26 protein-coding genes are annotated in these 26256 nt (G+C 70.7%); 14 read left to right on the top strand and 12 right to left on the bottom strand.

The window, feature by feature from the left end; genetic code table 11:
- Positions 1 to 18 precede the first annotated feature (18 nt).
- The 5 genes from EP757_RS34040 (at position 19) to EP757_RS34020 (ending at position 6002) form a co-directional block, all read left to right on the top strand.
- Positions 19 to 624: an NAD(P)-dependent oxidoreductase gene (locus tag EP757_RS34040; protein WP_127552493.1), complete on the top strand. Its 606-nt coding sequence runs from the start codon at positions 19 to 21 to the stop codon at positions 622 to 624.
- Positions 625 to 698: 74 nt separating this feature from the next.
- Positions 699 to 2321 carry a sigma-70 family RNA polymerase sigma factor gene (locus tag EP757_RS34035; RefSeq protein WP_127552492.1) on the top strand — a complete coding sequence of 541 codons (1623 nt, stop codon included), beginning with the start codon at positions 699 to 701 and terminating at the stop codon, positions 2319 to 2321.
- Positions 2322 to 2323: 2 nt separating this feature from the next.
- A complete protein-coding gene (locus EP757_RS34030; protein WP_127552491.1) occupies positions 2324 to 3340 on the top strand; it encodes an AraC family transcriptional regulator in 1017 nt (338 codons plus the stop codon).
- A 50-nt stretch (positions 3341 to 3390) separates the two neighbouring features.
- Complete coding sequence (locus EP757_RS34025) at positions 3391 to 4854, top strand: NAD(P)/FAD-dependent oxidoreductase (RefSeq protein WP_127552490.1); 1464 nt, start codon at positions 3391 to 3393, stop codon at positions 4852 to 4854.
- On the top strand, positions 4851 to 6002 hold the full coding sequence (locus tag EP757_RS34020; protein WP_127552489.1) for a zinc-binding dehydrogenase: 1152 nt from the start codon (positions 4851 to 4853) through the stop codon (positions 6000 to 6002). The genes EP757_RS34025 and EP757_RS34020 overlap by 4 nt, the downstream gene beginning before the upstream one ends.
- A 148-nt stretch (positions 6003 to 6150) precedes the next feature.
- Here the strand turns inward: EP757_RS34020 and EP757_RS34015 are convergent, their stop codons facing one another.
- The 5 genes from EP757_RS34015 to EP757_RS33995 are packed head-to-tail and all read right to left on the bottom strand — an operon-like array spanning position 6151 to position 10161.
- On the bottom strand, positions 6151 to 6789 hold the full coding sequence (locus tag EP757_RS34015; RefSeq protein WP_127552488.1) for an SRPBCC family protein: 639 nt from the start codon (positions 6787 to 6789) through the stop codon (positions 6151 to 6153).
- Positions 6786 to 7127: a helix-turn-helix transcriptional regulator gene (locus EP757_RS34010; protein WP_127552487.1), complete on the bottom strand. Its 342-nt coding sequence runs from the start codon at positions 7125 to 7127 to the stop codon at positions 6786 to 6788. The genes EP757_RS34015 and EP757_RS34010 overlap by 4 nt, the downstream gene beginning before the upstream one ends.
- A 43-nt stretch (positions 7128 to 7170) precedes the next feature.
- The gene (locus tag EP757_RS34005; protein WP_232050140.1) at positions 7171 to 9198 is read right to left on the bottom strand and encodes a serine/threonine-protein kinase; all 2028 of its coding nucleotides are present in this window, start codon (positions 9196 to 9198) and stop codon (positions 7171 to 7173) included.
- 19 nt (positions 9199 to 9217) lie between these two features.
- The gene (locus EP757_RS34000; RefSeq protein ID WP_127552486.1) at positions 9218 to 9685 is read right to left on the bottom strand and encodes an SRPBCC family protein; all 468 of its coding nucleotides are present in this window, start codon (positions 9683 to 9685) and stop codon (positions 9218 to 9220) included.
- Positions 9682 to 10161 (bottom strand): cupin domain-containing protein, encoded by a 480-nt coding sequence (locus EP757_RS33995; protein WP_127552485.1) that lies wholly within the window; start codon positions 10159 to 10161, stop codon positions 9682 to 9684. The genes EP757_RS34000 and EP757_RS33995 overlap by 4 nt, the downstream gene beginning before the upstream one ends.
- A 93-nt stretch (positions 10162 to 10254) precedes the next feature.
- Here EP757_RS33995 and EP757_RS33990 point away from each other — a divergent pair, with 93 nt between their 5' ends.
- On the top strand, positions 10255 to 10701 hold the full coding sequence (locus tag EP757_RS33990) for a hemerythrin domain-containing protein (protein ID WP_127552484.1): 447 nt from the start codon (positions 10255 to 10257) through the stop codon (positions 10699 to 10701).
- Positions 10702 to 10718: 17 nt separating this feature from the next.
- Here EP757_RS33990 and EP757_RS33985 read toward each other — a convergent pair whose 3' ends face one another.
- Positions 10719 to 11342 (bottom strand): TetR/AcrR family transcriptional regulator, encoded by a 624-nt coding sequence (locus EP757_RS33985; RefSeq protein ID WP_127552483.1) that lies wholly within the window; start codon positions 11340 to 11342, stop codon positions 10719 to 10721.
- Positions 11343 to 11421: 79 nt separating this feature from the next.
- Here EP757_RS33985 and EP757_RS33980 point away from each other — a divergent pair, with 79 nt between their 5' ends.
- Positions 11422 to 12078 (top strand): alpha/beta fold hydrolase, encoded by a 657-nt coding sequence (locus EP757_RS33980; protein WP_127552482.1) that lies wholly within the window; start codon positions 11422 to 11424, stop codon positions 12076 to 12078.
- Between the two features lie 3 nt (positions 12079 to 12081).
- On the opposite strand, the gene EP757_RS33975 is transcribed toward EP757_RS33980, so the two are convergent.
- On the bottom strand, positions 12082 to 12429 hold the full coding sequence (locus EP757_RS33975; protein WP_127552481.1) for a TraR/DksA C4-type zinc finger protein: 348 nt from the start codon (positions 12427 to 12429) through the stop codon (positions 12082 to 12084).
- An 87-nt stretch (positions 12430 to 12516) separates the two neighbouring features.
- Here EP757_RS33975 and EP757_RS33970 point away from each other — a divergent pair, with 87 nt between their 5' ends.
- Genes EP757_RS33970 through EP757_RS33960 form a run of 3 tightly spaced genes read left to right on the top strand, consistent with a single transcriptional unit; the run spans position 12517 to position 15454 of the window.
- Positions 12517 to 13986: a dienelactone hydrolase family protein gene (locus tag EP757_RS33970; RefSeq protein WP_127552480.1), complete on the top strand. Its 1470-nt coding sequence runs from the start codon at positions 12517 to 12519 to the stop codon at positions 13984 to 13986.
- A gap of 44 nt (positions 13987 to 14030) precedes the next feature.
- Positions 14031 to 14663, top strand: coding sequence for a maleylpyruvate isomerase N-terminal domain-containing protein (locus EP757_RS33965; protein ID WP_127552479.1), 633 nt, complete (start codon positions 14031 to 14033; stop codon positions 14661 to 14663).
- Positions 14663 to 15454, top strand: coding sequence for a GNAT family N-acetyltransferase (locus EP757_RS33960; RefSeq protein ID WP_127552478.1), 792 nt, complete (start codon positions 14663 to 14665; stop codon positions 15452 to 15454). The genes EP757_RS33965 and EP757_RS33960 overlap by 1 nt, the downstream gene beginning before the upstream one ends.
- Before the next feature lie 31 nt (positions 15455 to 15485).
- Here EP757_RS33960 and EP757_RS33955 read toward each other — a convergent pair whose 3' ends face one another.
- Entirely contained in the window at positions 15486 to 16076 is a 591-nt protein-coding gene (locus EP757_RS33955; protein ID WP_127552477.1) for a TetR/AcrR family transcriptional regulator, read from the bottom strand.
- 61 nt (positions 16077 to 16137) lie between these two features.
- Here EP757_RS33955 and EP757_RS33950 point away from each other — a divergent pair, with 61 nt between their 5' ends.
- On the top strand, positions 16138 to 17127 hold the full coding sequence (locus EP757_RS33950) for an MBL fold metallo-hydrolase (RefSeq protein WP_232050139.1): 990 nt from the start codon (positions 16138 to 16140) through the stop codon (positions 17125 to 17127).
- On the opposite strand, the gene EP757_RS33945 is transcribed toward EP757_RS33950, so the two are convergent.
- From EP757_RS33945 to EP757_RS33930, 4 genes are read right to left on the bottom strand one after another with little or no spacing between them, the layout of a single operon-like run.
- Positions 17124 to 17861: an ATP-binding cassette domain-containing protein gene (locus EP757_RS33945; protein WP_127552475.1), complete on the bottom strand. Its 738-nt coding sequence runs from the start codon at positions 17859 to 17861 to the stop codon at positions 17124 to 17126. The genes EP757_RS33950 and EP757_RS33945 overlap by 4 nt on opposite strands.
- On the bottom strand, positions 17861 to 18874 hold the full coding sequence (locus tag EP757_RS33940) for an ABC transporter permease (protein ID WP_127552474.1): 1014 nt from the start codon (positions 18872 to 18874) through the stop codon (positions 17861 to 17863). The genes EP757_RS33945 and EP757_RS33940 overlap by 1 nt, the downstream gene beginning before the upstream one ends.
- Positions 18867 to 19997, bottom strand: coding sequence for a sugar ABC transporter substrate-binding protein (locus tag EP757_RS33935; protein ID WP_127552473.1), 1131 nt, complete (start codon positions 19995 to 19997; stop codon positions 18867 to 18869). The genes EP757_RS33940 and EP757_RS33935 overlap by 8 nt, the downstream gene beginning before the upstream one ends.
- On the bottom strand, positions 19994 to 21163 hold the full coding sequence (locus EP757_RS33930; RefSeq protein ID WP_197725441.1) for an aldose epimerase family protein: 1170 nt from the start codon (positions 21161 to 21163) through the stop codon (positions 19994 to 19996). Before EP757_RS33930 ends, EP757_RS33935 begins: the two co-directional genes overlap by 4 nt.
- Positions 21164 to 21443: 280 nt before the next feature.
- Here EP757_RS33930 and EP757_RS33925 point away from each other — a divergent pair, with 280 nt between their 5' ends.
- The 3 genes from EP757_RS33925 (at position 21444) to EP757_RS33915 (ending at position 26215) form a co-directional block, all read left to right on the top strand.
- A complete protein-coding gene (locus tag EP757_RS33925) occupies positions 21444 to 24257 on the top strand; it encodes an NACHT domain-containing NTPase (RefSeq protein ID WP_127552472.1) in 2814 nt (937 codons plus the stop codon).
- 70 nt (positions 24258 to 24327) lie between these two features.
- The gene (gene murJ, locus EP757_RS33920; protein WP_127554568.1) at positions 24328 to 25866 is read left to right on the top strand and encodes a murein biosynthesis integral membrane protein MurJ; all 1539 of its coding nucleotides are present in this window, start codon (positions 24328 to 24330) and stop codon (positions 25864 to 25866) included.
- Positions 25867 to 25912: 46 nt separating this feature from the next.
- Entirely contained in the window at positions 25913 to 26215 is a 303-nt protein-coding gene (locus tag EP757_RS33915) for a hypothetical protein (RefSeq protein WP_127552471.1), read from the top strand.
- Positions 26216 to 26256 lie beyond the last annotated feature (41 nt).

Below are 26256 nucleotides of genomic sequence, written 5' to 3'. Positions count from 1 at the left end.
CGGGCATAATCGTGGCGCATGACAGTCCTGATCACCGGCGCGGCCGGGGGAGTGGCGGCGTACCTGCGCCCGGCGCTGGATTCCACGTACGAGCTCCGGTCGACCGACCGCACGCCCGGCGACGGTGTGATCACCGGGGATCTCACCGACGCCGGGTTCGCCCGTGACGTCTGCACCGGCGCCGACACGGTCGTGCACCTCGCCGCCGACGCCGGCGCGACCTCGATCGGCGAGGACGTCGTGCCGTATCCGTGCTGCGCGTACGGCGTGGTGAAGGTCTTCACCGAGAACATGGGCCGCCTCTACGCCGACCAGCACGGCCTCAGCGTCATCTGCCTGCGCCTCGGCGGTGTCCGCGACGAGCCGATGGCCCGCAGCTGGCTGCCCGGCTGGCTCAGCGGCCCCGACCTGGTCCGGCTCGTCACCGGCGCCCTCACCACCGGCGTCCACTTCGGCGTCTACCACGGCGTCTCCGCCAACACCGGAAGCATCTGGCGTCACGACCGGGCCCGCGCCGACCTCGGCTACCAGCCCCGCGACGACTCCGCCGCGTTCGTCGGCACGGTCCCCGACGACATCCCCGCCCAGCCCGCGCCCGGAGTCCGCATCGCCCACCTGACCTGAAAAACGTTATGCGGGGACGGTCCGCATGGTCGGTCTGGGCGGGTGGCCGGTCGGCGTCATAGGGTGAGCCGGCCATGAAAGCGACCGATCCCCATATCGCCGGCCTCGTCGTGGCGGCGCAGCATGGCGACCGCCGATCGCTGGAACTGTTGCTGGCCGAGCACCTGCCGTTCGTCTACACCATCGTGGCGCGCGCCGTGGACAGCCCGGAGGACGCCGACGACGTCGTGCAGGACACGATGCTGAGGGCGGTACGGGATCTGGCCGGACTGCGGGCGCCCGCCAGCTTCAAACCGTGGCTGGCAGCGATCGCCGTACGGCAGGTCGGCACCTGGCAGAGCCGGCGGCAGTCCGCCCGGTCCCGGGCGGCGTCGTTCGACGAGCTGGCGGACGCGGCCGACCCCGGCGCCGACGTCGAGGCCATGGCGGTGATGCGTACCCGGATCACCGGGCAGCGCCGGGAGGTCGCCGAGGCGGCGCGCTGGCTGGACGACGAGGACCGGGCGCTGCTGTCGCTGTGGTGGCAGGAGACCGCCGGGCTGATGACCCGGAACGAGGTGGCGTCCGCGATCGGTCTCGGGGTGGCGCACACCGGCGTACGGATCCAGCGGATGCGCGAACAACTGGACCTCGCCCGCGCCGTGACCGCGGCCCTCGCGGCCCAGCCGATCTGCGCACGCCTGGCCGGCCTCGCCGACGACTGGAACGGATCACCGAGTCCGCTGTGGCGCAAACGCCTGGCCCGGCACGTGCGCTCCTGCCCGATCTGCTCGGCGGTCTCTCCGGAACGGGTACCGGTGGAACGCCTGCTCGCGGCGGTGCCGGCCCTCGTGCCACCACCGGGACTGACCGAGACGATCCTCGCGAAAAGCCTGGCGGCGACCGTCACCGGCACCGGAGCCGCGGTGAGTGCTGGTGGTGGTGTGGCAGGCGTGAAGGCCGGTGTGCTGGGTGCCATGTCGGCGCATCCGGTGGTGGCGACGATCGCCGGTGTCGCTGCGGCCGCTGCGGTGATCGTGCCTGTCGCGGGCGGCGACGGCAGTGCGGCGCCGAGGGCTGTTCCGCAGGTCACCGCCGGGCCGGGGGCGGGCGTCCCACAATCGACGCTCCCGTCCGTTCCAAGATCCGCGGCGTCCGGCGATCCAAGATCCGCGCAGGGGAGCGCGGGGAATACGGGGAATACGGGGAACGGGTCCAGCGGCGCCGGCGGTGCCAGCGAGACCAGCGCGGCGAGCGGAGAAAGCGCGGCGACCGGTGGCACCGTTCGCCGCGGGAGGGTTTCGCTGGCTTGGAGCGGTGGGGGATACGTCACCGCCCGGGAGACCACCACCGCCACGATCGCCGCGGCGGACGACCAGGCGAGCCGGCAGAACGCGACATTCGACGCCGTGGACGGCCTGGCCGACCCCGGTTGTGTTTCGTTCCAGACGGCGGACGGCCGCTACTTGAGGCACTACGAGCTGCTCATCTACACCCATACCGCCGACGGCAGCGCGATCTTCCGGGAGGATGCGACGTACTGTCCCGAAGCGGGCGCGACGGCCGGCGCGGTGACGTTGCGGTCGCACAACTATCCGGAGTTCTGCCTGCGCTGGACCGGCACCGAATTCCGGATCGGCTGGGACGACGGCAGCGCGAAGTTCCGGGCGGACAGCAGTTTCGTTGTCAGGAAGCCGCTGGCAGGCAAGACTGCATAGCCATGGCGACCGTTCGTTCGGCGGGCATCAGCGGTTTCGCCGACGTCGTGCGCGGGCTGGGGGCCGACCCGGTGCCGTTCGTGCGCGCTGCCGGCCTGGACGTGGCGGTGCTCGACCACGACGATGTGCCGATCGCCGAGCGCCGGCTCGCCGACCTGCTGGAGCTGGCCGCCCGCGAGCTGGACTGCCCGGACCTCGGCTTGCGGATGGCCGCCCGGCACGGCCTGGACACGCTCGGCCCGCTCGCGATGATGCTGGCGAACTGCCGGACCGGCGCGGACGTCCTCGCCGCGACCGGGCGCTACCTGACCGTGCACAGCGACGCGGTGCACGTCGACTGGATCGAGGACCCGGACGGCGAACCGGGGATGGCCGGGCTGCGCTATCGCGGTGAGCTGGGCGGGCCGCCGCCGGTGCAGGCCATGGACGCCGGGCTCGGGTTCGTGCACCGCGCGCTGACCGCGCTGTTCGGCGACGACTACGGCCTGGCCGGCGTCCACCTCTCCTACCGGCCGGCGATCGGGCACGAGGCGTTCTACCGAGTGCCGATCCGCGCGGACCAAGCGCAATCCCTGCTCCGGATCAACCAAGATCTGCTCCATAGGCCGGTGAAGGGAGCGCAGGCATGGCTACGGGCGCATGCCGAAGCCCGCCTGCGCGCGCTGCTGCCCGGCGAAGACGGCCTCACCTGCCGGATCCGCGCTGTCGTCGCCGAACTGCTCGCCTTCGGCACCGCCGGAATGGACACGGTGGCACGGACCCTGGCGATGCACCCGCGCACGCTGCAACGCCGCCTCGCCGAGCAGGGCACCACCTATGCGCACCTGGTCGACAACATCCGCCGCGACCGGGCCCGGCACTACCTCACCGAGACCCGCCTGCCGTTCCGGGACGTGTCGGCGCTGCTCGGGTTCGCCGAGCAGGCGACGTTCAGCCGCGCCTGCCACCGCTGGTGGGGCGTACCCCCGCGCAGGGTGAGACCGAAGGATTTGTCGGCGAGGATCAAGTTTTTCGGGTGACAACCCGTGCACGATGCGTGTCACACGCCGGAAACACGCAAGGGGCCGCCATGCCGGAGGAATCGCACGTCGATGTGCTCGTCATCGGTGCCGGGATCTCCGGGATCGACGTCGCGTACCGCATCCGGGAACGCTGCCCGGAACTCAGCCTCACCATCGCCGAGGCCCGCGACCGGCTCGGCGGCACCTGGGATCTCTTCCGCTATCCGGGCGTGCGGTCCGACTCCGACATCTTCACGCTCGCGTTCCCGTTCCGCCCGTGGCGCGGTGAGCGGTCGATCGTCGACGGTGACGAGCTGCTCGCCTACATCCAGGACACCGCGCGCGAGACCGGATTGGATCAGAAGATCCAGTTCAACACCAGGGTGATCTCCGCGGATTGGTCCGGCGCCGATGCCCGGTGGCGGGTGCGGGTCATGCGAGGGTCGGAGCCTTCCCTGTACGTCTGCCGTTTCGTCGTCTTCGGCACCGGCTACTACGACTACGACCACCCGCACGACCCCGCCATCCCCGGCGACTTCGCCGGCGACGTCGTGCACCCGCAGTTCTGGCCCGCCGGCCTGTCCTACGCGGGCAAGCGTGTCGTGGTGATCGGCTCCGGCGCCACCGCGGTGACCGTCGTGCCCGCCATGGCCGCTGAGGCCGCGCACGTCACGATGCTGCAGCGCACCCCGGGATATGTGCTGGCGCAGCCCCGGGTCGACGCCATCGCGAACGGCCTGCGCCGCGTCCTGCCGCTGCCGGTGGCGCACCGCCTCGCCCGGGCCAAGAACACCGCGATGCAGTGGGCGCTCTACCAGGCGTGCCGGCGGTTCCCGGACCGGATGCGGGCGCTGCTGCGCAAGGGCGCGGTCGCCGGCACCGGGTCCGCCGCGGTGGCCGACGAGCACTTCCGCCCGCCGTACGACCCGTGGGAGCAGCGGCTGTGCATCGCCCCGGACGGTGATCTCTACCAGGCCATCCGTGCCGGTGACGCCTCGGTGGTGACCGGGCACATCGAGCGGTACGTGCCGGAGGGGGTGCGGCTGACCTCGGGCGAGGTGGTCGAGGCCGACATCGTGGTGACCGCCACCGGGCTGCGGATCAAACTGCTCGGCGGCGTGGCGATCAGCGTCGACGGCGAGCCGGTCGACCTGTCGCGGAGCTGCGCCTATCACGGGACGCTGCTCAGCGGGCTGCCGAACCTCGCGGTCTGCATCGGCTACATCAATCTGTCCTGGACGGTACGGGCGGACGCCACCGCCCGGCTGGTCGCCCGGTTGCTGCGACGGATGATCGATCAGAACTGGAGTTCCGTCGTACCGAAGGCGCCTGAAGATCTTGATCTGTCCGGTCCGTTCATGGACATGCCGTCGGGCTATCTGGCGCGGGCGGCGGCGATGATGCCGCGGGCGGGTCGGCGTTATCCGTGGGCGTTCCGGCAGAACGTGATGGTGGACGTGTGGGCGGCGAAGCGGGCCGGGCTCGAGGAGGATCTGGTGTGGACACGGCAGCGGCAGGAGGCGCGCGCATGAGGGCGGTCGTGGTCCGGGACGGGAATCTGGAGGTGGCCGAGGTCCCGCTGCCCGAGCCGGGACCGGGGCAGATCCGGCTGCGGGTGACGCGAGCGGGCATCTGCGGGTCGGACCTGCACGTCCGGCACGAGGCAGAGGCCAGCGCGGACGTGGCCGCCGAGGTGGGGTACGCCGACTTCATGCGGCGCTCGCACAGCGTCGTGATGGGCCACGAGTTCACCGGTGTCGTCGACGCCTACGGACCCGATTGCCGCCGTCGCTGGAAGCCGGGGCAGGCCGTCGTCGCGCTGCCGCTGATCAAGCACGGCGACGACGTCCACATGACCGGGCTGTCGGAGTTCGCGCCGGGCGCCTACGCCGAGTACATGCTGGTCGCCGAGGCCGCTACCATGCCGGTGCCGGACGGCGTCGACCCGGATCTCGCGGCGCTGACCGAACCCCTCGCGGTGGCCCATCACGCGGTGCGGCGCGGCGAACTCGGCCGCGACGACGTCGCCGTGGTGATCGGGTGCGGTCCGATCGGGCTCGCGGTGATCCTCATGCTCAAAGCGGCGGGGGTACGGCACGTGGTGGCGAGCGATTTCGCCGCCGCCCGGCGTGACCTGGCCCGTGCCTGCGGCGCCGACATCGTGGTCGATCCCGCTGTGCGGTCGCCGTGGGACGCGTTGTCCGGCCGCCGGGAGCTGGTCACCTCGGCGACCGCGCTCTACAGCACCGGCCTCGACGCCCTGCGTGACCTGCGGCGGGTGCCCGGCGTGCCGTGGTGGACGGCGATGCGGGTGGCGCAGCGGATGGGCGCCGGTCCGCGCGGGGCCGTGGTGTTCGAGTGCGTGGGACTGCCCGGCGTCATCGAGGAGATCGTCACGCGGGCGCCGTTCCGCTCCCGCGTCGTGGTCGTCGGCGTGTGCATGAAACCGGACACGTTCCGCCCCACGATGGCCAGCAACAAGGAGATCGATCTGCGGTTCTCGTTCTGCTACGACCCGGTCGAGTTCCGCGAGGCGCTGCGGATGGTCGCCCGCCGCCGCATCGACCCCCGCCCCCTGCTGACCGGCGTGGTCGGCCTGGGCGGCGTGGCCGAGGCCTTCGAGGAACTGGGCCGAGCCGACCAGCACGCGAAAATGCTCGTCGACCCGGCCCGAGCCTGAACGGCTCCGACGAGCTGGGCGGCACGAGACCTCGGCGAGCGCGCCCACGGAGAAACCCCTCAGTGGATCTCGACGAGCGTGATCATGAAAGGATGGGAGTCCGCCGGCTGGTCCGTGTTCTCTACGCCGGGCCGGTCGGCGGCCTATCTCACGCCTCAGGCGCGTAGTGCTGCACGCTGAACGCCACCGCCGCCGCGATCTCCTCGTCGGTGCCGCCCCAGGTCTGCTGGACGACGGCGCCCCAGGCGTGGCTGCTGCGGGTGGCGAACTCCTTCGCCTCCGGGGTGTCCTCCCAGGTGGCCGGGTCGACGTCGGCGCCGCTCAGGTGCAGGCCGAGGCCGAGGACCGCGAGATCCCAGCCGGCGCCGGCGCCGATCGTGCCACCGGGACCGTACTGCTTCAGCAGCTCGTCGAGGATCTCGGCCGGGGTGGAGTGCTCGAGTTCGACGGTGGTGCGGTCGTCGCCGGCGGGCGTCAGACGCACCTCGACCTCGGTCGCCATGCCCGGGCCCATCACCCAGGTCACCGCGAGCAGCCGGGGCGGCTCACACCGCAGGATGTCGCCACCCGCGTTGTCCTTGAGCTGGAACGTGCCGCCGAGCCGGAGGTCGCCCTCGACCGCGCCCATCCAGCGGCTCAGCCGGTCCGGATCGGTGCAGGCGTCCCAGACGTCCTCGATCGCGGCGTCGTAGGTGCGGCGCAGCAGCAGTGAGCGACCGGCCCCACCCGCGACGGGCATCTCACCGAGCGCGCGATGGGTGGCGTTCACCTGATCGATGTCGATCATTGGTTCCCCTTCGTGGATCGTGATCGTTTTCCTCGTGCGAGCTCGGTCGCCAGGGCGTCGAGGCGCTGGTTCCAGAACGGGCGGAACCGTTCCAGCCAGGCGGCGGCCTCCTGCAACGGCTCGGCCTCCACGGCGTAGAGCCGGCGGGTGCCCTCGGCCCGGACCGCGGCGAAGCCGGCCTCGCGCAGCACCTTGAGGTGCTGCGACACCGCCGGCGCCGAGATGCCGAACTCCGCCCTGATGACCTCGCTGATGACCCCGGCGGACTGCTCGCCGTCGGCGAGCAGCTCCAGGATCCGGCGCCGGACCGGATCACCGAGTACGTCGAACGCGTGCACGACCCGACTATTTCAGTCTGCACTTAATTAAGTCAAGCGTTAATCAGCTCAGGCCCATCTTGGCGATCTCGGCGACCTTCCCGCCGCGGACCGTCACCAGCGCGGGCCACGGCGACGGCTCGCCCGACAGGATGGTGAACTCGCGGAACGGCACCTCGCAGGTCCCGGCCAGGGTCCGCGGGTCACGGCACTTCGCCGGATCACCGCGGTAGTCCCGGTAGACCGGGTCGGCGACCACCGGCAGCGTCACCTGCGTGCCGCTGAGGACCGGCACGTGCTCCTTCGCGCACTGCGCCGCCGTGGAGTCGAGGCCGTGCTCGCGGCAGTAGTCGGCGCCGCTCGGGTACGTGGCCGGTTCCACCACGGCGACCCTGTCCTGGTCCGACATCAGGTGCACGCCGGCGGTGAACTGCGCGTCACCGGTGACGAACCCGGGCACGGCCGGTGACGTGACGTCCGTGCCGGACCGTAGCCGCAGGTCGGTGAACGTGACCGGTCCGCGTCCGGCGGTTCCGAGCAGCACCCGCCCGCTGATCAGCGTGGACGCGGTGAGGAGACCTTGGAGCGCCGGGCTGCCGTCGATCGTGATCGTGGCCTGCCGCTCGTCGGCGACCAGTTGGATCAGATGTGCCGCGCCGGGAGAAGTGGCTCGCCGCACCGAGGCGATCGGGTCGTCGGCGCCGCCGATCGAGCCGGCCAGCGACACCTCGTCCGGGCAGACCGAGACGCGGTAGGCGTCGGCGAACGCGTCCTCCTCGTTCTGGTCGGTCGCCCGGAACCAGATCGCCGCACACGACCGATCGCCGGCCAGCGTCGCCGTGACCTGGACGGCCTGCGCCGCCGGGAACACCGTGTGCAGGTAGGAGCCGCACCGTCCGCCGGCCGCCACCCGCAGCCCGTTCCGATAGACGCACGACGCGCTCTCGGAGAACAGGCCGCCCGGTTGCCGCAGCGAGTCGAAGACGGCCGGTCCGGTCACCGCCGTCGTCTGCGCGGCGCGGGGCGCCTCGTCGCGGTTGCGTAAGGCGATCCCGGCGCCGGCTCCGGCGAGCGCCACGGCCACGGCGGCGGCGGCCATTCTCCTGGTACGTCCGGAGCTCCCGTGCCGGCGGCCTCCCCGCCGGGCCTCCCGTGCGCCATCCGGCGGGGCGTCCCGCTCGCCTCCCCGGCCGGCCGCCGCATCGCCGTCGCGGTGGCCTGACCGCCGCGCGGCCACCGCTTCTCTCCGCAACTCGACCGGCAGCGCGCTCGGCGTTCCCGGCACCAGCAGCCGGTCGAGCAGTTCGGGCGCGGTCGGCCGGTTCGCCGGCTCCTTGTCCAGCGCCGCGACGACCAGTTGCGCGAGATAGGGAGGCAGGTCCCCGATCCGCGGCGGCTGGGTCAGGATCCGGGCCGCCGTCACACCCGGGCTGTCCCCGCCGAACGGCGTGCGACCGGTCCCCGCGAACGTCACCACGGCACCCCAGGCGAACACGTCGGCGGCCGGCGTGAGCAGCCGATCGGTCGCCGGGTCGAGGCGTTCCGGCGCCATGTACGCCAGTGTCCCGACCACCTCCTCGGCCCGCGTGTGGAAGCTCGTCGGCTCCAGGGGCCGGGCGATCCCAAAGTCGATCACCTTCGGGGTGCCGAGCGCGAACAGCACGTTGCGCGGTTTCAGATCCCGGTGGATCACCCCGGCGCCGTGGATCGCGGCCAGCGCGGTCGCCACCCCGACCGCCACGCCGTGCAGGCTGCCGCCGGTCAGCGGCCCGTTCTCCCGGACCACCTCGTCCAGGCTGGGCCCGTCCACGTACTCGACGACCAGGTACGGCGTCTCGTGATCCGGGTCGGCGTCGAGCACCTCGGCCGTGCAGAACGGCGGCACCTGCCGTGCCCGGCTGACCTCGCTGCGGAACCGCGCCCGGTAGTGCTCCTCGTGCGCGTATTCGGGCCGGATCACCTTGACGGCCACGTGCCTCGGGCCGGGCGCCTCGGCCAGGAACACCGTGCCCATCCCGCCCTGCCCGAGCCGCCGCAGCATCCGATATCGGCCGATCCGGCGGGGGTCGTGCGGGCGCAGTGGATCAGACACGGGAAGCAAAGGTACCGGGTCAGCCCTGTTCGGCGTACCGATCCAGCGTCGAAGCCCACAGCCGCCCGATCAGCCGGCCGAGGGGGAGGTGGTGCAGCAGGTAGAGCATCAGCCGCTGGGAGCGGGCGTTCCTGCCGGTCCACTCGGCGTGCACCCGGCTGCCGCCGCCGTCGCGCGGCAGGATCCGGACGAAACCCTCGCCGTCACCGCCGTAACTGCTCTCCACCACCGTCCAGCTGATCAGCTCGGGGTCCGCCCAGTCGTAGCGGACGACCACCCAGAACGGCGACCGCGCACTGCCTTCCCGGGCGACCGCCCACGTGTCACCGAGCTCGCGCAACTCGTACGCCGCCGGATCGAGGGTGCGGTCCCAGATCTGAAGCCGGCGGTCGCTGAAATCGGTCAGCGCCCGGCGTACCAGATCGGGCGAAGCCTTGGTCTCCAGGTCGAACCGCATCCCCTCATCCGAGCACGCCCGGAGATTCACTGCCAGATGTTGTCGTGTGCCAGGTAGAACGCGGTCCGCTCGGCCTCGGTCATCTCGGCGACCTCGGTCAGCCCTTCGAAGTACCCCTCCCGCGGCGCCCCCGGCGAGAAGTGCAGCAGCATCCTCACCGGCGCCCCGGACTGGTTCTTGAAGGCGTGGATCCCACCCGGCGGCACGTGCACGTAGTCACCCGGCTCGGCGTCGATCCACCGCTCGCCGTCGTAGATCCGCAGTACGCCGTCGAGGATGTAGAACGACTCGGAGAGGGAGTGATGGAAATGCGGCTCGGGTCCGGTCACGCCGGGCCCGCACTCCCACCGGTACAGCCCGAAGAGCCCGCCGGTCGACTCACCCGTCGACAGGTAGTGAATCCTCGTCCCGTTGGGATAGACGAGCTCCGGGTCCTGGCCGGCCGGTCGGTACAGCGCCGACACCTCACCCTTGTCACCGTGGTAGAGCGGGGGTGGATAGGTCATGGTCATGAGTATGTATGGTGATGCCCAGCGTCGCGTGCCGGTGGCAGACCGTGTCAGGCATGGAGGCGTGGGACCCGAGGAGCTTCTCTCCCCGTGACCGGAAATGACACCTCCAGGCTGGTGGCCTGGGCTCATGAGATGCGTGCCGTGCACGGCCGCCTGCGGGCGGCGCTGCGGGTGGCCGGTGAATCACTCGAGATCGACGATCTGCTGCTCTACTGCCGCGGCTTCTGCGCCGCCCTCGACGGCCATCACCGCGCCGAGGACAACACCCTGTTCCCGGCGATCGAGGCGGCTCACCCGGAGCTGGCCCCGGTGCTGCGGCAGCTCAAACAGGACCATTCGATGATCGCCCACCTGCTCGGCAGCCTGACCGCCGCCGTCCAGCGCTCCGCCGACGCCGAGGAGCTGCGCAACCATCTGGAGGGGGTGGGCGCCATCATGGAGAACCATTTCCGGTACGAGGAACGCCGCCTGCTCTCGGTGCTGGAGACCCTGAACCTGACCGTCACCACCGAGGAGGCCTTCGGGCCGCTCTGATCCGGCTGTTCTCCGGGTCAGGCGGGACGCCGGAACGTCCCGTACCACTGGATCCGGGCGAGCTCCCGGGCCACCGCGTCGTCCTGGGCCGGATCGCCGGACGCCACCTGATGAGCGATCGTCTGCATCCCACCCCAGATGATCAGCCGGCTGGCGGCGGCCGCGTCCAGGTCGGCGGTGGTGCGCCCGGCGGCTTGTTCGGCGATGAGCAGTTTCTCGGCCAGGGCGATGAACTGGCCGAGTTGCCCGGCCCAGGCGTCGCGCACGGCCTCGTCGTACGCGGTCACCTCCAGCACCGCAGCGAGCACCGTCGCCCGTTCCCGGTAGAACCGGACCACGCCGGTCATGGAGCGCTCGAACGTCTCCAGCGCGTCCGGGGCGGCCGGGTCCCACGCGTCCATCATCGTGAACGCCGTGCCGGCCAGCGAGCCCGCCAGGCTCAGTGCCAGCTCGCTCTTGTCCCGGAAGTGCAGGTAGAACGTCGACCGCGCGACCCCGGCGTCGGCGGCGATGCGCTGCACGCCCAGCTCGGTGAAGGTCGCGCCGCCGGCCAGCAGGCGTTCGGTCGCGGCCACGATCCGGGCCTGCACGGCGGCGCGCCGGTCAGGCCCGGCCGAGGGGTGGCGTGTGGTGGACGGCATATGCCGATCCTAGATCGCCCGTTGTACGGTTCTCTCCGTCGGACACAGTGTCCGACACTATGTCTGAGACGGAGTGGACATGACGACGGTGATGCTCGTGCACGGCGCCTGGCACCGGCCCGCCACCTGGAAGAAGCTCGCCGATGAGCTGCACGGACTCGGATATTCGACGGTCACGCCGGAACTGCCCAGCGCCGGCATCGACCCGGTCGGCGACGCCCACGACGACGCGGCGGTGATTCGCGCGGCGATCGACGCGATCGAGGGTCCGGTCGTGGTCGTCGCCCACTCGTACGCGGGCATCCCGGTCACCGAAGCCGCTGCCGGGGTCGCGCGCATCATCTATCTGGCGGCGTACGTCCCGGACGCCGGCGAATCGATGTTCACCCTGCACGGCATGCCCGCGCCCGCCGACACCTCAGGCCTCTTCGCGCTGACCGCCGACCCGCGAACCGCCCTCTACGGCGACCTCACCGAGGCCGAGGCGGAAGCCGCCGCATCGCAGCTGGTCGACCAGACCCTCGCGTCGTTCGCCACCGAGATCACCCATGCGGCGTGGCACGACGTCCCGGCCACGTACATCGTCACCGACGAGGACCGTTCCCTGCCGGTGGAGCTGCAGACCCGGTTCGCCGAGCGGACCGGCGACGTGCGCCACCTGGCGAGCTCGCACTCACCGTTCCTGTCGATCCCCGCCGAGCTGGCCGAATTGATCGACGACATCATTCGCGGGTAGAGCTCAGGCGCAGCTGATGCAGTGGCGGGCGAAGGGGCGGACCTCCAGGCGCTCCGCGGCGATCGGCCGGCCGCAGCGCTCGCAGATGCCATAGCTGCCGTCACCGACCCGGCGGAGCGCCTCGTCGACCTCGGTGATCCGGTCGCGGGCGGCGGTCAGCAGGGCGATGAGCTGGGCGCGTTCGAAGCCGATCGTGGCGCCCTCGGGGTCGTGCTCGTCGTCGGCGTTCGAGTCGCGGGAGGCGGCGAACAGCGCTTCGAGACTCGCGGCGAGCGTCGCCGCCTCCGTCTCCGCATCCGCGCGGATCCGCAGCAAGCCGGCGCGCGCCCGGGTCGACTCCTCACGCGCCATGGTCGCATCGTATGACGCCGGCCGTCGCCGTGTGCACGCCGCCGATAGGATCCGGTCTCCGTCTGACGCGCCGCCGGGAGACCCTCTGTGAGACGTACGCTGCTGCTGCTTCTCGTCCTCGCGGTCGCCGGTGGCTGGCTGCTCGCCGGGTCCGGGGGTGACCTGCGCCGCGAGCAGGTGATCGCGGCCGGTGTCCCGCTCACCGAAGTGCACCCGGCGGACGGCGGCAAGCACCCCGGCGTGGTCGTGGCGCACGGGTTCTCCGGTTCGGCGAAGTTGATGGCGCCGTTCGGTGACACGCTGGCGTCCCGTGGCTACGTGGTCGTTCTGCTCGACTTCACCGGTCACGGCGCCAACACGGAACCGCTGCCGGACCAGGTGGCGGGCACCGACGAGTCCACTGAGGCGCTCCAGCGGGACCTGGCCACCGCCGTGGCCCACCTGCGGTCGCTGCCGGACGTCGACTCCTCCAAGATCGCGCTGGTGGGCCATTCGATGGGCGCGGGTGCGGTGACCCGTTATGCGGCCGCGCACCCCGACGTGACGGCGACCGTGGCGATCTCCCTGCCGAGCGCGGTCGTGGCGTCCCCCGAACGACCGTCGCGCCTGCTCACCATGGCGGGCGCCCTGGAGTTCCCGGACTTCCGCGAGGTGGCCACCAGCGTCGCGGCGGAGCGCGCCGACCGGGAGGCCCGGATCGTGCCGTGGGTGGAGCACATCTCCATCCTGTACGCCCCCGAGACCCATCGTGCGACCGCAGCGTGGCTGGACCAGGCGTTCGACCGGCCGAGCGCCGACGACGCCATCCCGTTCCCGGCCCGGCGTCTGTTCGGCGCGGGCCTGCTGGTGCTCGCCTTCCTGATCGGCTTCCACCCGCTGGTCGCGGCGCTCGCCGGGCCGGCGTTCCCGCGGCCGGAACCCGCCGGGGGACTGCCGGGTCGCACGGTGGGTCCGGTGGTGCGGCTCGTGGTCGTCGCGGGTCTGGCGGCGGGCGTCGCGGCCGTCGTGGCGCGGCTGCTGCCGACCACCCGGCTGCCGCTGGCCGTGGCCGGGTACGTGGCCGCCTACGCGGCCGTCACCGGGGGGCTGCTTCTGATCGGCGGGAGATGGCTCACCCCGTACCAGGAAAGAAGAACGATCAGCGGAACCCGCCTCCTCCCCGCCCTGCCCTACGCGATGGTCGCGATCGCGCTGCCGGTGCACCTCGGGATGACCTGGGCCTGGCCGACCGGCCATCGCTGGTGGTTGCTGGCGGTCGTCTGGCTGGCGTTCGGCCTGCTCGCCTCTGCGTCCGAGCGCATCTCGGGCGGTGATCCGCTGCGTCTGCTCGCTGTCACGGGCGTCTTCATCCTGGTGCTGACCGCCGCTGCCGTGACCGGGCTGACGCACGGGTTCGTGCTGCTGGCGCTCTTCCCGCTGATCGGGCTGATGCTCTGGCAGGCGTTGTGGAGCGCAATCCTCAACCGGTTCGCGGCGCCGGCCTGGGTGATCGCCCTGGTCGGCGCGGTCGTCGTGGCGTGGCCGCTGACCGTGGCGCTGCCGATCGTCAGTCACTGAAAAGGCCGACAGCGCGGTGGGGGGAAAGCGGCCACACTGGAGTGATGGCGGTCAGAGAGGTGTACCTCGAAGCGGCGGCGGTGACGGCGGCGTTCCTGGCGGATCCCGCCGTGGCGGACGGGTGGGAGGCGCCGAGCGCGCTGGCCAGGATGCGGATCGGCGCGCTCGCCAGCCACCTGGCGAACCAGATCACCCAGGTGCCGCCGGTGCTCGACGCGCCGATCGTGCACGAGCGGATCTCGCTGACCGAGCACTACGCACGGTCCACCTGGACGGACGGTGATCTCGACAGCGAGGTCAACACGTACATCCGCCGCATCTCCGCCGATGCCGCACTCAGTGGTTCCCGGGTTCAGGCCGGCGAGGCGATGACCGCTGTGCAACACCTGCGGCGGCGGCTGCCGGATGAACCGGCCGATCGGATGATCCAGTTGCCGTTCGGGCCGTGGGCACTGACCCTCGACGACTATCTGACGACGCGGCTGCTCGAACTGGCCGTCCACGGCGACGACCTGGCCGCCAGCATCGGCGTGGATCCGCCGCCGCTGCCCGCTGCCGGCTTGGACCGCGTCATGAGCGTCCTCTGCGCGATGGCCGCGCGCCGGCACGGGGCGGCGACGATCATCCGCGCGCTGAGCAGGGCGGAGCGCTCGCCGAAGACGATCTCGGCGCTGTAGTGGACATCTCCGGAGCGGCGCAGCGGGCGCAGGTGGCGTGGTTCCGCGGCCTGGCGGCGGCTGGATTCCCCCGGATCAGCGTGGGGGAAGGGTTCGCGGTGTCGACGGGTCTGGACTCGAACACCGAGAACGGCGCCGTCCTCGGCCCGTCGAGCCGCCACGACCTCGGCGAGGTGGATGCTCTGGTCGCCTGGCTGCGGGAGCAGGCGGTGCCCGCGTCGGTGCTGCTCACCGGGGCGCCGGACCCGCAGGTGACCGCCCGGCTGATCGACCGGGGACTGGTGCCGGAGCGGACCGGGCACAACATGGGCGGCGTGCTGACCGGGGTTCCCGCGCCGGAGTGGCCGGTCGATGAGGTCACCAGCGAGGCTGCGCTCCGCCTGAACCAGGGCGTCTACGCCGGCGACGGCTGGTGGGATCAGGCCGGTGAACTCGACCAGCGCGTGGAGGTCGCCGCGCGGCTCGGGTTCGGCCCCGACTGGCCGGTCCGGCATTGGACTGCTTTCGATCAGGGTGTTCCGGTCGGCGCCAGTACCTCGTTCCGCTTCGAGGACGCGGTGCTGCTCGTCCACTGCTGCGTCGCCGGGCCGTGGCGCCGCCGCGGGATCGGGACCGCGCTCACCCGGGTCCGGCTCGCGGCCGCCGCCGGCCAGGGTGCCGTCCAGGCCGTCCTGTTTCCGTCGCCGGACGGCTGTCACCTCCACGACGCGCTCGGATTCGCGACGTCGCCGGTCCCCCGGGACCTCTGCTTCTACCTGCCCGGACAGGGTGCGGTTGCCGCTTCGGCGTGAGGCACGGGGGGCGAGGGCTCCGGCCGTACGATCAAGGCTTGAAGCCCCGCAGGGTGAAGCTGATCGTCTCGTCCAGGCTCTGGTCGATCTGGGCGGGGGAGAAGCCGCCGTTGAGCGCCAGGGTGGTGAGACCTTGGAGCGCGGCGATCAGCGGGACGGCCAGCACGTCGACCGGGCCGGGGCGGACCTCGCCGCGGATCTGACCGTCTTTGATCACCTGGGTCGCCACGTCCATGAGGCGGTGCGGGGCTTCGACCAGCTCGGCCGGGGCGTCGGGGTCGTGCTTGCGGGCGAACATCAGCTCCAGCAGGGCGGCGTTTTTCAGAGCGAATCCCACATAGGTACGGGTCAGCGCGTCCAGCTGCTCCGCGAACGAGGAACCGGTCGAGGCGAGCGTCGCCGTCATCGCCGCGGTGAGGCGCTCGAAGCCGGCCACTGCCAGCGCGTCCAGAAGTGCCTGTTTGGTCCGGAAATGACGGCTCGGTGCGGCCGGGCTCACCCCTGCCTCGCGGGCCAGCTCACGCAGCGACAGCTCGCCGGGGCCGCGGTCGCGCAGGGTGTTCTCGGCGAGGGTGAGCAGCGTGGCGCGGAGGTCCCCGTGGTGGTAGGGGCGGCATTTCATGGGACCACCCTACATTCATGTGAGCGTTGACTACATTGTTATCACCGCTTACATTCGGAGCATGACTGCGAAGGAACGTCTCCTGGCTTCGCCCCAGTACCGCGACGGCCGCTTCCGCAACAGCGTGCCCACCGACACCTCTCTGCCGCTCGCCGCGATGCCCAAGATCGCCTTCGAGGCGCTGACCGGGGGCGCCGCGCGGCGGCCGCGTCAGCCGGTGCCGCTGGTGCGTGCGAGCGCGGAGAGCGCCGACGGCCTGCACGTCACCTGGTACGGGCACTCGTCGGCGCTCATCGAGATCGAAGGCAGCCGCGTCCTGCTCGACCCGGTGTGGAGCAAGCGGTGCTCGCCGTCGCAGCTGGCCGGTCCGAGCCGGTTGCACGAGCCGCCGGTGGCCCTCGAGGATCTGCCGCCGATCGACGTCGTGGTGATCTCGCACGACCACTACGACCACTTGGACGCCCCGACGATCCGGCGTCTCTCCACGGTCCGCTTCGTGGTTCCGCTCGGGGTCGGCGCACATCTGCAGCGATGGGGCGTCGACGCGGAGCGGATCGTGGAACTCGACTGGCACGAAGACGTACAGATCGGGAATCTCAGGTTCGTCGCGACCCCCGCCCGGCATTTCTCCGGACGCGGCATCCGCCGTGACGAAACCCTCTGGGCCAGCTGGGTGATCAAGGGCCCGGCCAGGAGCGTGTTCTACTCCGGCGACACCGGCTATTTCGACGGCTTCGCGGGGATCGGCCGGGAGCACGGCCCGTTCGACGTCACGCTCGTGCAGGTCGGGGCGTACGCGAACACCTGGGCCGACATCCACATGTTCCCCGAGGACGGCGTCACGGCCCACCTGGACGTCCGCGGCGGGCTGATGATCCCGGTGCACTGGGCGACGTTCGACCTGGCGCCGCACCGCTGGTCGGAGCCGGCCGAGCGCACCTGGCGGGAGGCGAAGGCGCGAGGCGTCCAGCTGGCGGTGCCGCGCCCCGGCGAGCGCGTCGACGTGGACAACCCGCCGGAGATCGACGCGTGGTGGGAACAGGCCGCCTAACGGCGCTGCCGGTACTCGGCGACCACCAGTGAGGTCAGCTCCTCCAGCGATGTGTCGGCGGCGCGCTTGTCGAAGGTGATCTCGCCGTGCTGCAGCAGGTTCACCCGGTCGCACACGTCGAGGACCTGCGCGTAGTTGTGCGCGATGATGATGACCGCGACGTCGCCGCGCTCCTTCAGGTCGCGGATCAGATCGAGGATGAGCATCCCCTCCTTGGCACCCATGGCAGCGAGGGGCTCGTCCAGCAGCAGGATCCTGGCGTCGGAGTAGACCGAGCGGGCCACGGCGATGGCCTGGCGCTGCCCACCGGACAGTTTCGCCACCTCGACGGTGACGTCCGGCAGGTTCACCCCCATGTCCCTGAGGTGCTCCTCGGCGCGCTGGCGCATGGCCCGGTTGTTGAGCAGCGGCCACCGGACGAGTTCCCGGTTGAGGAACATGTTGTGGTAGACCGACAGCTCGTTGATCAGGGCGAGGTCCTGGTAGACGGTGTCGATCCCGAGCGACCGGGCGTGATCGACGCTGCGCAGGGTCACCTCGTCGCCGTCGACCAGGATGCGGCCGGCGTCCGGCCGGTGGAAGCCACAGATGATCTTCATGAGGGTGGACTTGCCGGCGCCGTTGTCGCCGATCAGTCCGAGGACCTCGCCCTTGTCCACGTGCAGGTTCACGTCCTTCAGCGCGGTGAGCGCGCCGAACCGCTTGGCGACGCCGCGCACCTGGAGCGAGGCCATCACGTCCTCCCCGCGCGCCGCAGCCGGGACAGGTACTGGTTGGCGATCATCGAGACCAGGATGGCCAGCCCCAGGATCAGGAAGATCGTGTTGGCGCTGTACCCGATCAGGTTGAAGCCGTTCTGCAGTTCGGCCAGGACCAGCGCGCCGAGGAACGCGCCGACGATCGTGCCCGAGCCGCCGGCCAGCGCGGTGCCGCCGATCACCGCTGCCGAGATCGCGTAGAAGGTGAGCGTCGTACCGCCCCCGATGTTGGGGTCGATCGTGTTGATCCGGAAAGCCTCCATGATCCCCACGAGGCCGCCGAGGGTGCTGGTCACCATGAAATTGCCGATCTTGATGCGGGACGCGCGGATACCCGCTTCGGTCGCCCCGAGCGGATTGCCGCCGACCGAGATGGTGTGCAATCCCCATCTGGTACGGGTGAGCACCACGTGGAAGACGGCCACGATGACTACGGCCCACGTGATGCCGGCCCAGGGCCCGGCGCCGAGCCAGGTCTGGAAAGTCCCCTTCGCGGGCTCCGGGATCGGCACCGGATAGGCGTGCGAGGTGATCAGCAGGATGCCCTGGACCGCGAAGAACGTGCCGAGCGTGGTCACGAACGACGGCACCTTCAGTTTCGTGACGACCAGGCCGTTGAACAACCCGATCCCGGCCGAGATGAGCAGCGCCACCAGGAGACCGGCGAAGACCGGGAAGCCGTAGAAGTCGATCGCGAAGTGGAACAGGAAGGGCGCGAGCGCCGCCACGATGCCGACCGACAGGTCGATCTCGCCGCTGACCAGCAGCAGCACGATGCCGACCGCCACGATCGCGACCGGCGCGGTGGCCTGCGCGATGTTGACCAGGTTGTCCCGGGACAGGAAGACCGGGCTGGCCGCCCGGAAGTAGATCATCAGACCGAGCGCGACGAGCAGCACGCTCGCCTCACGCCGGCGCAGGAAACCGTCGAGCAGGCGGCGGGCGGGCACGCGGCCCACCCGCCGCCTCGTCTCCGTCAGCTCAGCCATGTGCGATCGGCCCGCTGCGCTCCACCAGCACCTTGTCGGTCGTGGAACCCTGGTAGCGCGTCTTCGTCGTCTGGTACGGGCCGACGTTGTCCTTCGTCACGAACAGCAGACCGGTGTTCGTCTCACCCGGCGACAGCAGGCCGCCGGAGAGCTTGTAGAGGTAGAGGTAGAGGACCGGCAGGAATCCCTGGAGGTAGGGCTGCTGGTCGATGGTGTAGTCGAGGCTGCCCTCCTGGACGCCGGTGAGCGTCTCCGGGATCAGGTCGAAACCGCCGGCGACCTTGAGCGCCTTGCTCCGCATGTCGTACTTCTTGACGACCTGCCCCACCGACGACGTGGACCCGGCGTCGACCGCGAGCATCCCGGCCAGGTCCTGGTGGCCCTGCGCGTACGCGTCGATGATCGACAGGCCGCGGGTGACGTCGGCGTTCGTCGCCACCGCCGTGAACGTGATCGCCTTGCCGGAGTCCTCGAACGCCTGCTGGGCGCCGTCGATGCGGGGCTGGATGTTGAGGGCGCCCGGGGTGGCGATGAAACCGGCCACCGGACCCGACTCCACCTGCTCCAGGGCCCGCCGGCCGAGGGCGTAACCGGACTCGTACAGGCCCTGCCCGATGTAGGCGAGCCGGGCGGTGCCCGGATCCCCGCGGGCGCCGTCGGCGTTGTACGACACCACCGGGATCCCGGCGTCCAGCGCCTGGCCGACCGGGGCGTTGAAGGCGTCCTTGTCGACCACCGCCACCGCGATGCCGTCCACCTTGGCGGCGACGGCGGTGTTCATCGCGTTCACCATCTCCGCCACGATCGAGTTCTGCGACCCGGTCCACTGCGGCTTCTCGATGCCGAGCAGGGTCGCGGCGTCCTCCATCCCGTACTGGGTGGGGGTGAAGAACGGGTTCGTCGTCACGTGGTTGACGAAGCTGAACCTCCACTTCGGGGTGGACGGGAAGTTGCCGGTCGCGCCGGTGGGCGTCTCCTCCTGGCTGCTGCACGCGCTGAGCAGGGCGCCGGCAGCCAGCGACGCGCTGAACAGCCCGGTTCCGGAGAGCAGCCGGCGCCGGGTGACGGGGTTGAGATCGAGCGTGGACACCGCCTGGTCGACGGTCTTCGGGATTCTGCTCATCGGGAGATTCCGAACTGGTAGACGGTCGTGGTCGCGTACACCCCACCGGGCCTCAGAACGGTCGACGGGAAGTTCGCGTGGTTCGGTGAGTCGGGGAAGTGCTGGGTCTCCAGGGCGAAACCATCACCCTGCCGGTACGCGCGGCCGCTCGTCCCATAGAGCGTCCCGTCGAGGAAGTTGCCGGCGTAGAACTGGAGTCCGGGTTCGGTGGTCAGCACGGTGAGCGTGCGCCCGCTGCCCCGGTCGGTGACCTTCGCCGCCGTTCCGAGGCCGGTGAACGGGTTCAGGACCCAGTTGTGGTCGTAACCCCGGCCGTACACGATCTGCGGGAAACCGCTCCTGTTCCCGGCCCCGATCGCGGCCGGCTTCGTGAAGTCCATCGGCGTGCCGGCCACCCGGTCGATCGCGCCGGTCGGGATCAGCGTGGCGTCGACGGGCGTGTACCGGCTCGCGTTGATCAGCAGCCGGTGGTCGTCGATGGTGCCGGTGCCCTCGCCGCCGAGGTTCCAGTAGGCGTGGTTCGTGAGGTTCACGATCGTCGCCTCGTCGGTGGTGGCCCGGTAGTCCATCCGGATGCCCAGGTCACGGGTGAGCGTGTAGGTGACCGTGGTGCGCAGCGTGCCCGGATAGCTCTCCTCGCCGTCCGGGCTGGTCCGCGTCAGCCTCAGGCCGACCGTGTCACGCCCGACGAGCGGCGTGGCCTGCCAGACCCGCTTGTCGAAACCCGTGACACCGCCGTGCAGGTGGTTCGGGTCGTTGTTGATCGCCAGGTGGTGGGTGACGCCGTCCAGGGTGAACGTGCCCTTCGCGATACGGTTGCCGTACCGGCCGATGATCGCGCCGAAGTAGGGCGGGTTGCCGCTGCCGACGTAGCCGGCCAGGTCGGGGAAGCCCAGCGTCACATTCGTGAGCGTGCCGTGCCGGTCCGGTGTCTCGACGGTCTGCAGGATCCCGCCATAGGTGAGGATCCGCACGCGCAGGCGCCCGTTGGTCAGCGTGTACCGTTCGACGGCCTGGCCGCCGACGCTGCCGAACGCCTCCTTGCTGATCGTGGGCTTGCCGCCGGCGTGCGACGTCGGCGCGCCCGCCAGCCCGACGACGACCAGCATGAGCAGGACGGTCGCCGCCCGTACGAGATTCCGCGGTGCATGATTCGGTGCCGCCATGGTGGTGCCTCGCCCCCTTCGGCGAAGCGCCACGCCGCCGCGCCGGCGTGGCGGACGGAGTTCCTGGGGTTGGTGGTCCCATGCGGAGATCGACCGGTCACTGACTGACGACCGGCCCGAAGACGTCTACTGCCCGCGACCGTAGGCACCCCTATCAATCAGCGTCAATCGGCTGTACCGCCCACCCCAACTCGGATGATCCGCCGTCCATCGAGGTCCTCCGCGTTGTGATCTTCACGCGGCTTCTGCGAATGTATGCGCCGACAGACCAGGGGGGCGTGTGGAAGAGTGGTTCGAGGCGCATCTCGGCCTCAGCGCCGACGAGGTCGGCATCATCCTGGCCTTCGCCCTCCCGGCGCTCGCGCTGCTCTTCCGCCAGGTCCGCACCGGACTGGCGAACCTGCTCGGCTGGCTGACCCGGGCGTGGGGCCGGCCGCAGCGGCGGTACCGCACCTGGTTCCTCGCCGAGTACGGCACGCTGCGCAACATCTATCTCAACCGCGAGGAGACGCTCGGCCTCGCCGACTCGTACATCTCCCTGTCGGTGCAGGCCGAGGGGGAGGGCAGCGGTACGCAGGTCGCCGCGTCCACTCTGCTGTCCGAGTCCGGGCCGCACCGCATCGTCATCCTGGGTGACCCCGGAACAGGTAAATCCACACTCCTGAAGGCGTACGGCGCCGGCCTCCTGCGCCGCGCCGCCGGCGACAGCGACCTCAACCAGATCGGCCGTACCGGTGAGATCCCGATCCTGTTGACCCTGCGCCAGATCGCCGACTTCCTCGCTCGCGGCGGCAAGCTGGAGGATCACATCCTCGACGTGCTGGCCAAGCGCACCGGCCACGGCAATCCGCGGGCGCTGTTCCGGCGTCTGCTCCGGCGCGGCCGCATCGTGGTGCTGCTGGACGGCCTCGACGAGGTGGCCCAGCCGACCTACGACGCGGTCCGGGTCGCCGTCCATCGGTTCGTCACCGCGGACGAGGACGCGGATCTGCCGACCGGGCTGGCCCGCGTGGTGATCACCTGCCGCCGGCAGAACTACCGGCAGATCGAGGACGACTGGTCCGGCTGGTTCTCCGCCCTGTCGTACGTGATCGCCCCGCTGCGCGACGCGGAGATCACCCGGTTCGTGGACCGTCGGGCCTCGCAGTTCACCGCGCACCGGTCCCGCGAGGCGTTCCTCGCCGACGTGCGGGCCTCCGGCACATGGGACATGCACCGGGTGCCGCTGGTCCTGACCATCTCCCTCGGGTTGTACACCCAACTGGTCGGCTACGAGATCCCGAACTCGGTCGACGACTTCTACGACGAGATGGTCCGCGAGCTGCTGCGCCGGCACGACTTCAAGGCCGAGGGCCAGCTGCGGCAGAACAAGTACCGCGCCGACGACAAACACCGCTACCTGCGCGAGCTGGCCCTGCACCTCGCGGAGACCCGGGCGTCGCCGTTCGCCGACTTCACCTATGCCGAGTTGATCGACTTCTTCGCGGTCTGCGGCCGGACCATGCCGCGGGTTCAGGACGGAAAAGCCTTCATCAATGAGATCATCGACCGATCCGGGCTGCTCGCGCAGACCAGCGAGGACGGCCACTACGCCTTCGCGCACCGGGCGCTGCACGAACACCTGGCAGCCGCCCAGCTGGTCCGCGATCCGCAGAACGGCTACCGGTTCCTGCTGGACCGCGCCGGCGACCCCCAGTGGTGGCAGGTCGCCGTCCTGTTCTGCGGCGCCGGGCACCGCTACCTCGAGCCGTTCCTGACCCGCCTCGCCGGCGAGCATCTGGAACTGGCCTGCCACTGCCTGGCCATGGCCGAGGTCTCCGCCGACATCGCGAAGGACCTGATCGACAGGGCCCGCGCGCGCGTGATGATCGGGCAGGACACGCATCTCCTGCTGCCCGCGATCGTCGAAGCGGTGAAGTCGCCGGTCGCAGCGACCCGGGACCTCGCCTTCGACGCCCTGGTGCAGGGCCTGTTGTGGACGGCTCACCACACCGACCGCGAGTACCAGCGGCGGATCGTCACCGCGCTGTTCGGCGGGCAGTCGCCGGTAGCCGGCAAGGTGCTGCTCGCCATGTCACAGCACGCCACCGCGGAGATGGCCGAGGCGATCAGCCTGCTCACGTCGACGATGCCGGACGACGAGCCGTCCCTGGTCGCCCCGCTCTGGCACTGCCTCAGCATCCCCGGCATCGACCGGAACCGCCGAGTGGTACGTGACATCGTCGGACGGCTGCTCGTGCTGGCGATGAACGCGGACTGCGCGGCGGAGCTGGATCGGCTGCCACCCGCCACGGCTAACTGGTCGACCCTGGAGGACCGGACCACCGCCTACCCGCTCAAGAAGGGTCTCCCGCCGGACGCCAACCTGGTGACGCTGCTGGGTTTGGCCAACTCCCTGCGGATCTTGGAGCGTTTCCCGCGCAAGAACCTCTACCTGAAGGCGTTGACGGCGCCGGGCCGCCCCCTCGCGCTGATCGAGACGGCGCCGCTGTGGTCGCGAATCAGCCCGTACCGATGGGCTTCGATGCTGGCCTGGGGTGGAATCATCGGGGCTCTGGTAGGGACCACGGCCGTGGGGATCCTGGTGCTCACCGACGTACTCGAGGTGCCGAACCCGAATGCGTACGTCGGCGCCGGCATCGGCATCATCGCCTTCACGGCTGTCGTCCGCTGGATCATCCGGCGGGCGGCCGGGCAGTACCTGAATCATCTCTACGGTCACCGGCCGAGCTGGTGGCGCTACCTGGTTCCGGCCCCGGTCCCCGCCGGGCCGACCCTGATCGGGCCGTTCTGGTCGGCGATGGCGTCCGGGATCTTCTGGCGCTATGAGGGGTCCGCTTCGGCGACCCTGTGGTACCTGTGGACGACGGCGGTCTACGGTGTCCCGGCCGCCGTCCTCCTGCGCCCCTGGCCGTGGCTGATCCCGATCGTTCTCGTACCGGTGCTGCTGATCTTCGTGTGGTTGCCCTCGACGGAACTCTGCGGTGCCTTCACCACGCGGCTGCTGCTGTCGTCGCGGTCGTACATGACCATCTATGACGACCCGGAGAGCCGCCACTGGGTTCTGCCGCGCCACCACGCAGCCCGGCTGTGACCTGCTGGAGGGCACACGGTAAGCAGGTGTCGTGACTGAAGGATCTTCGATCAGGGCGGCCGGGCAGCGGATGGCGGTGGCGACTCTTGCGTCGCGGGTCGCCGGGTTCCTGCGGATTCTGGTGCTGGCCGCCGCTCTCGGGCTCGGCACCCGGCTGCTCGACACCTACAACGTGGCGAACACGTTGCCCAACGCGGTGTATGAGCTCGTCGTCGGCGGGACGATGGCGAGCATCGTGGTGCCGCTGCTGACCCGGGCGGCGCTGGACGAGCCGGACGGTGGGGTGCTGTACGCGCAACGGCTGCTGTCGCTGATCGTCTACGTTCTCGGCGCGGTCGCGGTCGTCGCGGTCGTGGCGGCGCCGCTGCTGATCGACCTGTACGCGCCCGGGTTCACCGCCGAGCAGCGTGAGCTGGCGATCCTGTTCAGCAGGTACTTCCTGCCGCAGATGCTGTTCTACGGCATCAGCGCGACGGCCGGCGCGATCCTCAACGTGCGCGGCCGGTTCGGGGCTCCGGCGTGGGCGCCGCTGGTGAACAGCGTCATCGTGATCGGGGTGGGCGTCGCGTATCTGCTGGTCGGCGGCAGCACCAGCACCGAACTGGGCACCGGGCACCTGTTGCTGCTGGCCGTCGGCACGACCGCCGGCGTGTGCGCGCAGACCGTGCTGGTGGTGTGGGCGCTGCGCCGCAGCGGGTTCCCGATCCGGCTGCACCTGGACCCGCGCGGCATCGCGATCAAGCGGATCGGGAGACTCGGGATCTGGGTGCTGCTGTCCGTCGCGGCCTCGACGACGCTGACCGCGATGGCGACCCGGACGGCGTCCTGGGCCGGGGCCGGCGGCATCACCGCCTACCAGAACGCGAGCGCCGTCTACCTGGTGCCGTTCGCGGTCATCGCGGTCTCGGTGATGACGGCGATCCTGCCGCGGCTCAGCCAGTACGCCGCCCGCGGCGAGCATCAGCGGGTCACCACCGGGCTGTCCCGGGCGGTCCGCACCGCGCTGGTGATCATGGCGCCGATCGCGGCCGCCTTCGTGCTGCTCGGACCGGATATCGCCGTCGTCCTCTTCGATCACGGGAACAGCGATGCCTCGACCGTACGAATGCTGGGTCTCGTCCTCACCGCTTTCGGTCTGACCCTCGTCCCCTTCACCAGTTACATGATTCTGCAGCGCGGAATGTATGCGCTTCAGGACACCCGGACCTCCGCGCTCATCACCGTTCTGGTCGCGGTCGTCGGTGTCGGCGGATGCGCCGTGGCCGGATGGATTCTGCCGGAACGCGACATCGTCATCGGTATTCCCGTCGCATTCGCCGTCGCCTATGCGGTCGGTCTCAACACGACTGCCGTGGTGCTGCGCCGGCGATTGGGTTACCTCGACGGGCGTCGCTTGATTCGTACGCACGCCCGAGTCCTTCTGGCGACCGTCACCGCCGGGCTCTGCGCCGCCGGCGTGCTCCGGCTCATCGACTCCGGTGCTCTCGTCTCCGTGATCGCCGCCGTCCTGGCGGGTGGAGCCGGTTATCTGGTGGCGGGACGGCTGCTGCGCCTGGCCGAACTCCGGCACCTGCTGAACATCGCCCTGCCCCGCGTGCGGACGTGGTGAATCGCCGGGGTCGCGCCATTCCGCGTCCATCGACGATCATCGCCGCATGAACATTCTGTCGTACCGCTCGAGCAACTCCATTCTGAGCATCTACTCGTCGGACTCCATCCTGTCGGTCGGCTCGCTCGGCTCGATCCTGTCGGTGGGCTCCTTCGGCTCGGTGTTGTCGATCGGTTCGATGGGTTCGTTCGGCTCGGCGTTGTCGATCGGCTCGTTCGGCTCGGTCTTGTCGATCGGAGCGTTCGGCGCGGCGCTGTCGTCCGGCTCGCTCGCGGTGGCGGCCGTCGTCGTCTCCGTCCTCTGCATCGGGCTGCTGCTGCTCCGGAGTGTGACCCGGGCGCTGAGCTAGCGGCATCCCGCCGGCGCGGTGCGGCGGCCGGCATCCCGGCA

Origin of the sequence: Actinoplanes sp. OR16 (assembly GCF_004001265.1) — a bacterium.
Taxonomy (GTDB): domain Bacteria; phylum Actinomycetota; class Actinomycetes; order Mycobacteriales; family Micromonosporaceae; genus Actinoplanes.
The sequence above is the reverse complement of the archived record's forward strand: the minus strand, read 5'-3'. Positions and strand labels throughout refer to the sequence as shown.

Excerpts from the sequence above, each read along its gene's own strand:
- EP757_RS34040 (WP_127552493.1), top strand. The coding sequence starts at position 19 with ATGACAGTCCTGATCACCGGCGCGGCCGGGGGAGTGGCGGCGTACCTG.
- EP757_RS34035 (WP_127552492.1), top strand. The coding sequence starts at position 699 with ATGAAAGCGACCGATCCCCATATCGCCGGCCTCGTCGTGGCGGCGCAG.
- EP757_RS34030 (WP_127552491.1), top strand. The coding sequence starts at position 2,324 with ATGGCGACCGTTCGTTCGGCGGGCATCAGCGGTTTCGCCGACGTCGTG.
- EP757_RS34025 (WP_127552490.1), top strand. The coding sequence starts at position 3,391 with ATGCCGGAGGAATCGCACGTCGATGTGCTCGTCATCGGTGCCGGGATC.
- EP757_RS34020 (WP_127552489.1), top strand. The coding sequence starts at position 4,851 with ATGAGGGCGGTCGTGGTCCGGGACGGGAATCTGGAGGTGGCCGAGGTC.
- EP757_RS34015 (WP_127552488.1), bottom strand. The coding sequence starts at position 6,789 with ATGATCGACATCGATCAGGTGAACGCCACCCATCGCGCGCTCGGTGAG.
- EP757_RS33995 (WP_127552485.1), bottom strand. The coding sequence starts at position 10,161 with ATGACCTATCCACCCCCGCTCTACCACGGTGACAAGGGTGAGGTGTCG.
- EP757_RS33985 (WP_127552483.1), bottom strand. The coding sequence starts at position 11,342 with ATGCCGTCCACCACACGCCACCCCTCGGCCGGGCCTGACCGGCGCGCC.
- EP757_RS33980 (WP_127552482.1), top strand. The coding sequence starts at position 11,422 with ATGACGACGGTGATGCTCGTGCACGGCGCCTGGCACCGGCCCGCCACC.
- EP757_RS33975 (WP_127552481.1), bottom strand. The coding sequence starts at position 12,429 with ATGGCGCGTGAGGAGTCGACCCGGGCGCGCGCCGGCTTGCTGCGGATC.
- EP757_RS33965 (WP_127552479.1), top strand. The coding sequence starts at position 14,031 with ATGGCGGTCAGAGAGGTGTACCTCGAAGCGGCGGCGGTGACGGCGGCG.
- EP757_RS33955 (WP_127552477.1), bottom strand. The coding sequence starts at position 16,076 with ATGAAATGCCGCCCCTACCACCACGGGGACCTCCGCGCCACGCTGCTC.
- EP757_RS33950 (WP_232050139.1), top strand. The coding sequence starts at position 16,138 with ATGACTGCGAAGGAACGTCTCCTGGCTTCGCCCCAGTACCGCGACGGC.
- EP757_RS33945 (WP_127552475.1), bottom strand. The coding sequence starts at position 17,861 with ATGGCCTCGCTCCAGGTGCGCGGCGTCGCCAAGCGGTTCGGCGCGCTC.
- EP757_RS33940 (WP_127552474.1), bottom strand. The coding sequence starts at position 18,874 with ATGGCTGAGCTGACGGAGACGAGGCGGCGGGTGGGCCGCGTGCCCGCC.
- EP757_RS33935 (WP_127552473.1), bottom strand. The coding sequence starts at position 19,997 with ATGAGCAGAATCCCGAAGACCGTCGACCAGGCGGTGTCCACGCTCGAT.
- EP757_RS33930 (WP_197725441.1), bottom strand. The coding sequence starts at position 21,163 with ATGGCGGCACCGAATCATGCACCGCGGAATCTCGTACGGGCGGCGACC.
- murJ (WP_127554568.1), top strand. The coding sequence starts at position 24,328 with ATGGCGGTGGCGACTCTTGCGTCGCGGGTCGCCGGGTTCCTGCGGATT.
- EP757_RS33915 (WP_127552471.1), top strand. The coding sequence starts at position 25,913 with ATGAACATTCTGTCGTACCGCTCGAGCAACTCCATTCTGAGCATCTAC.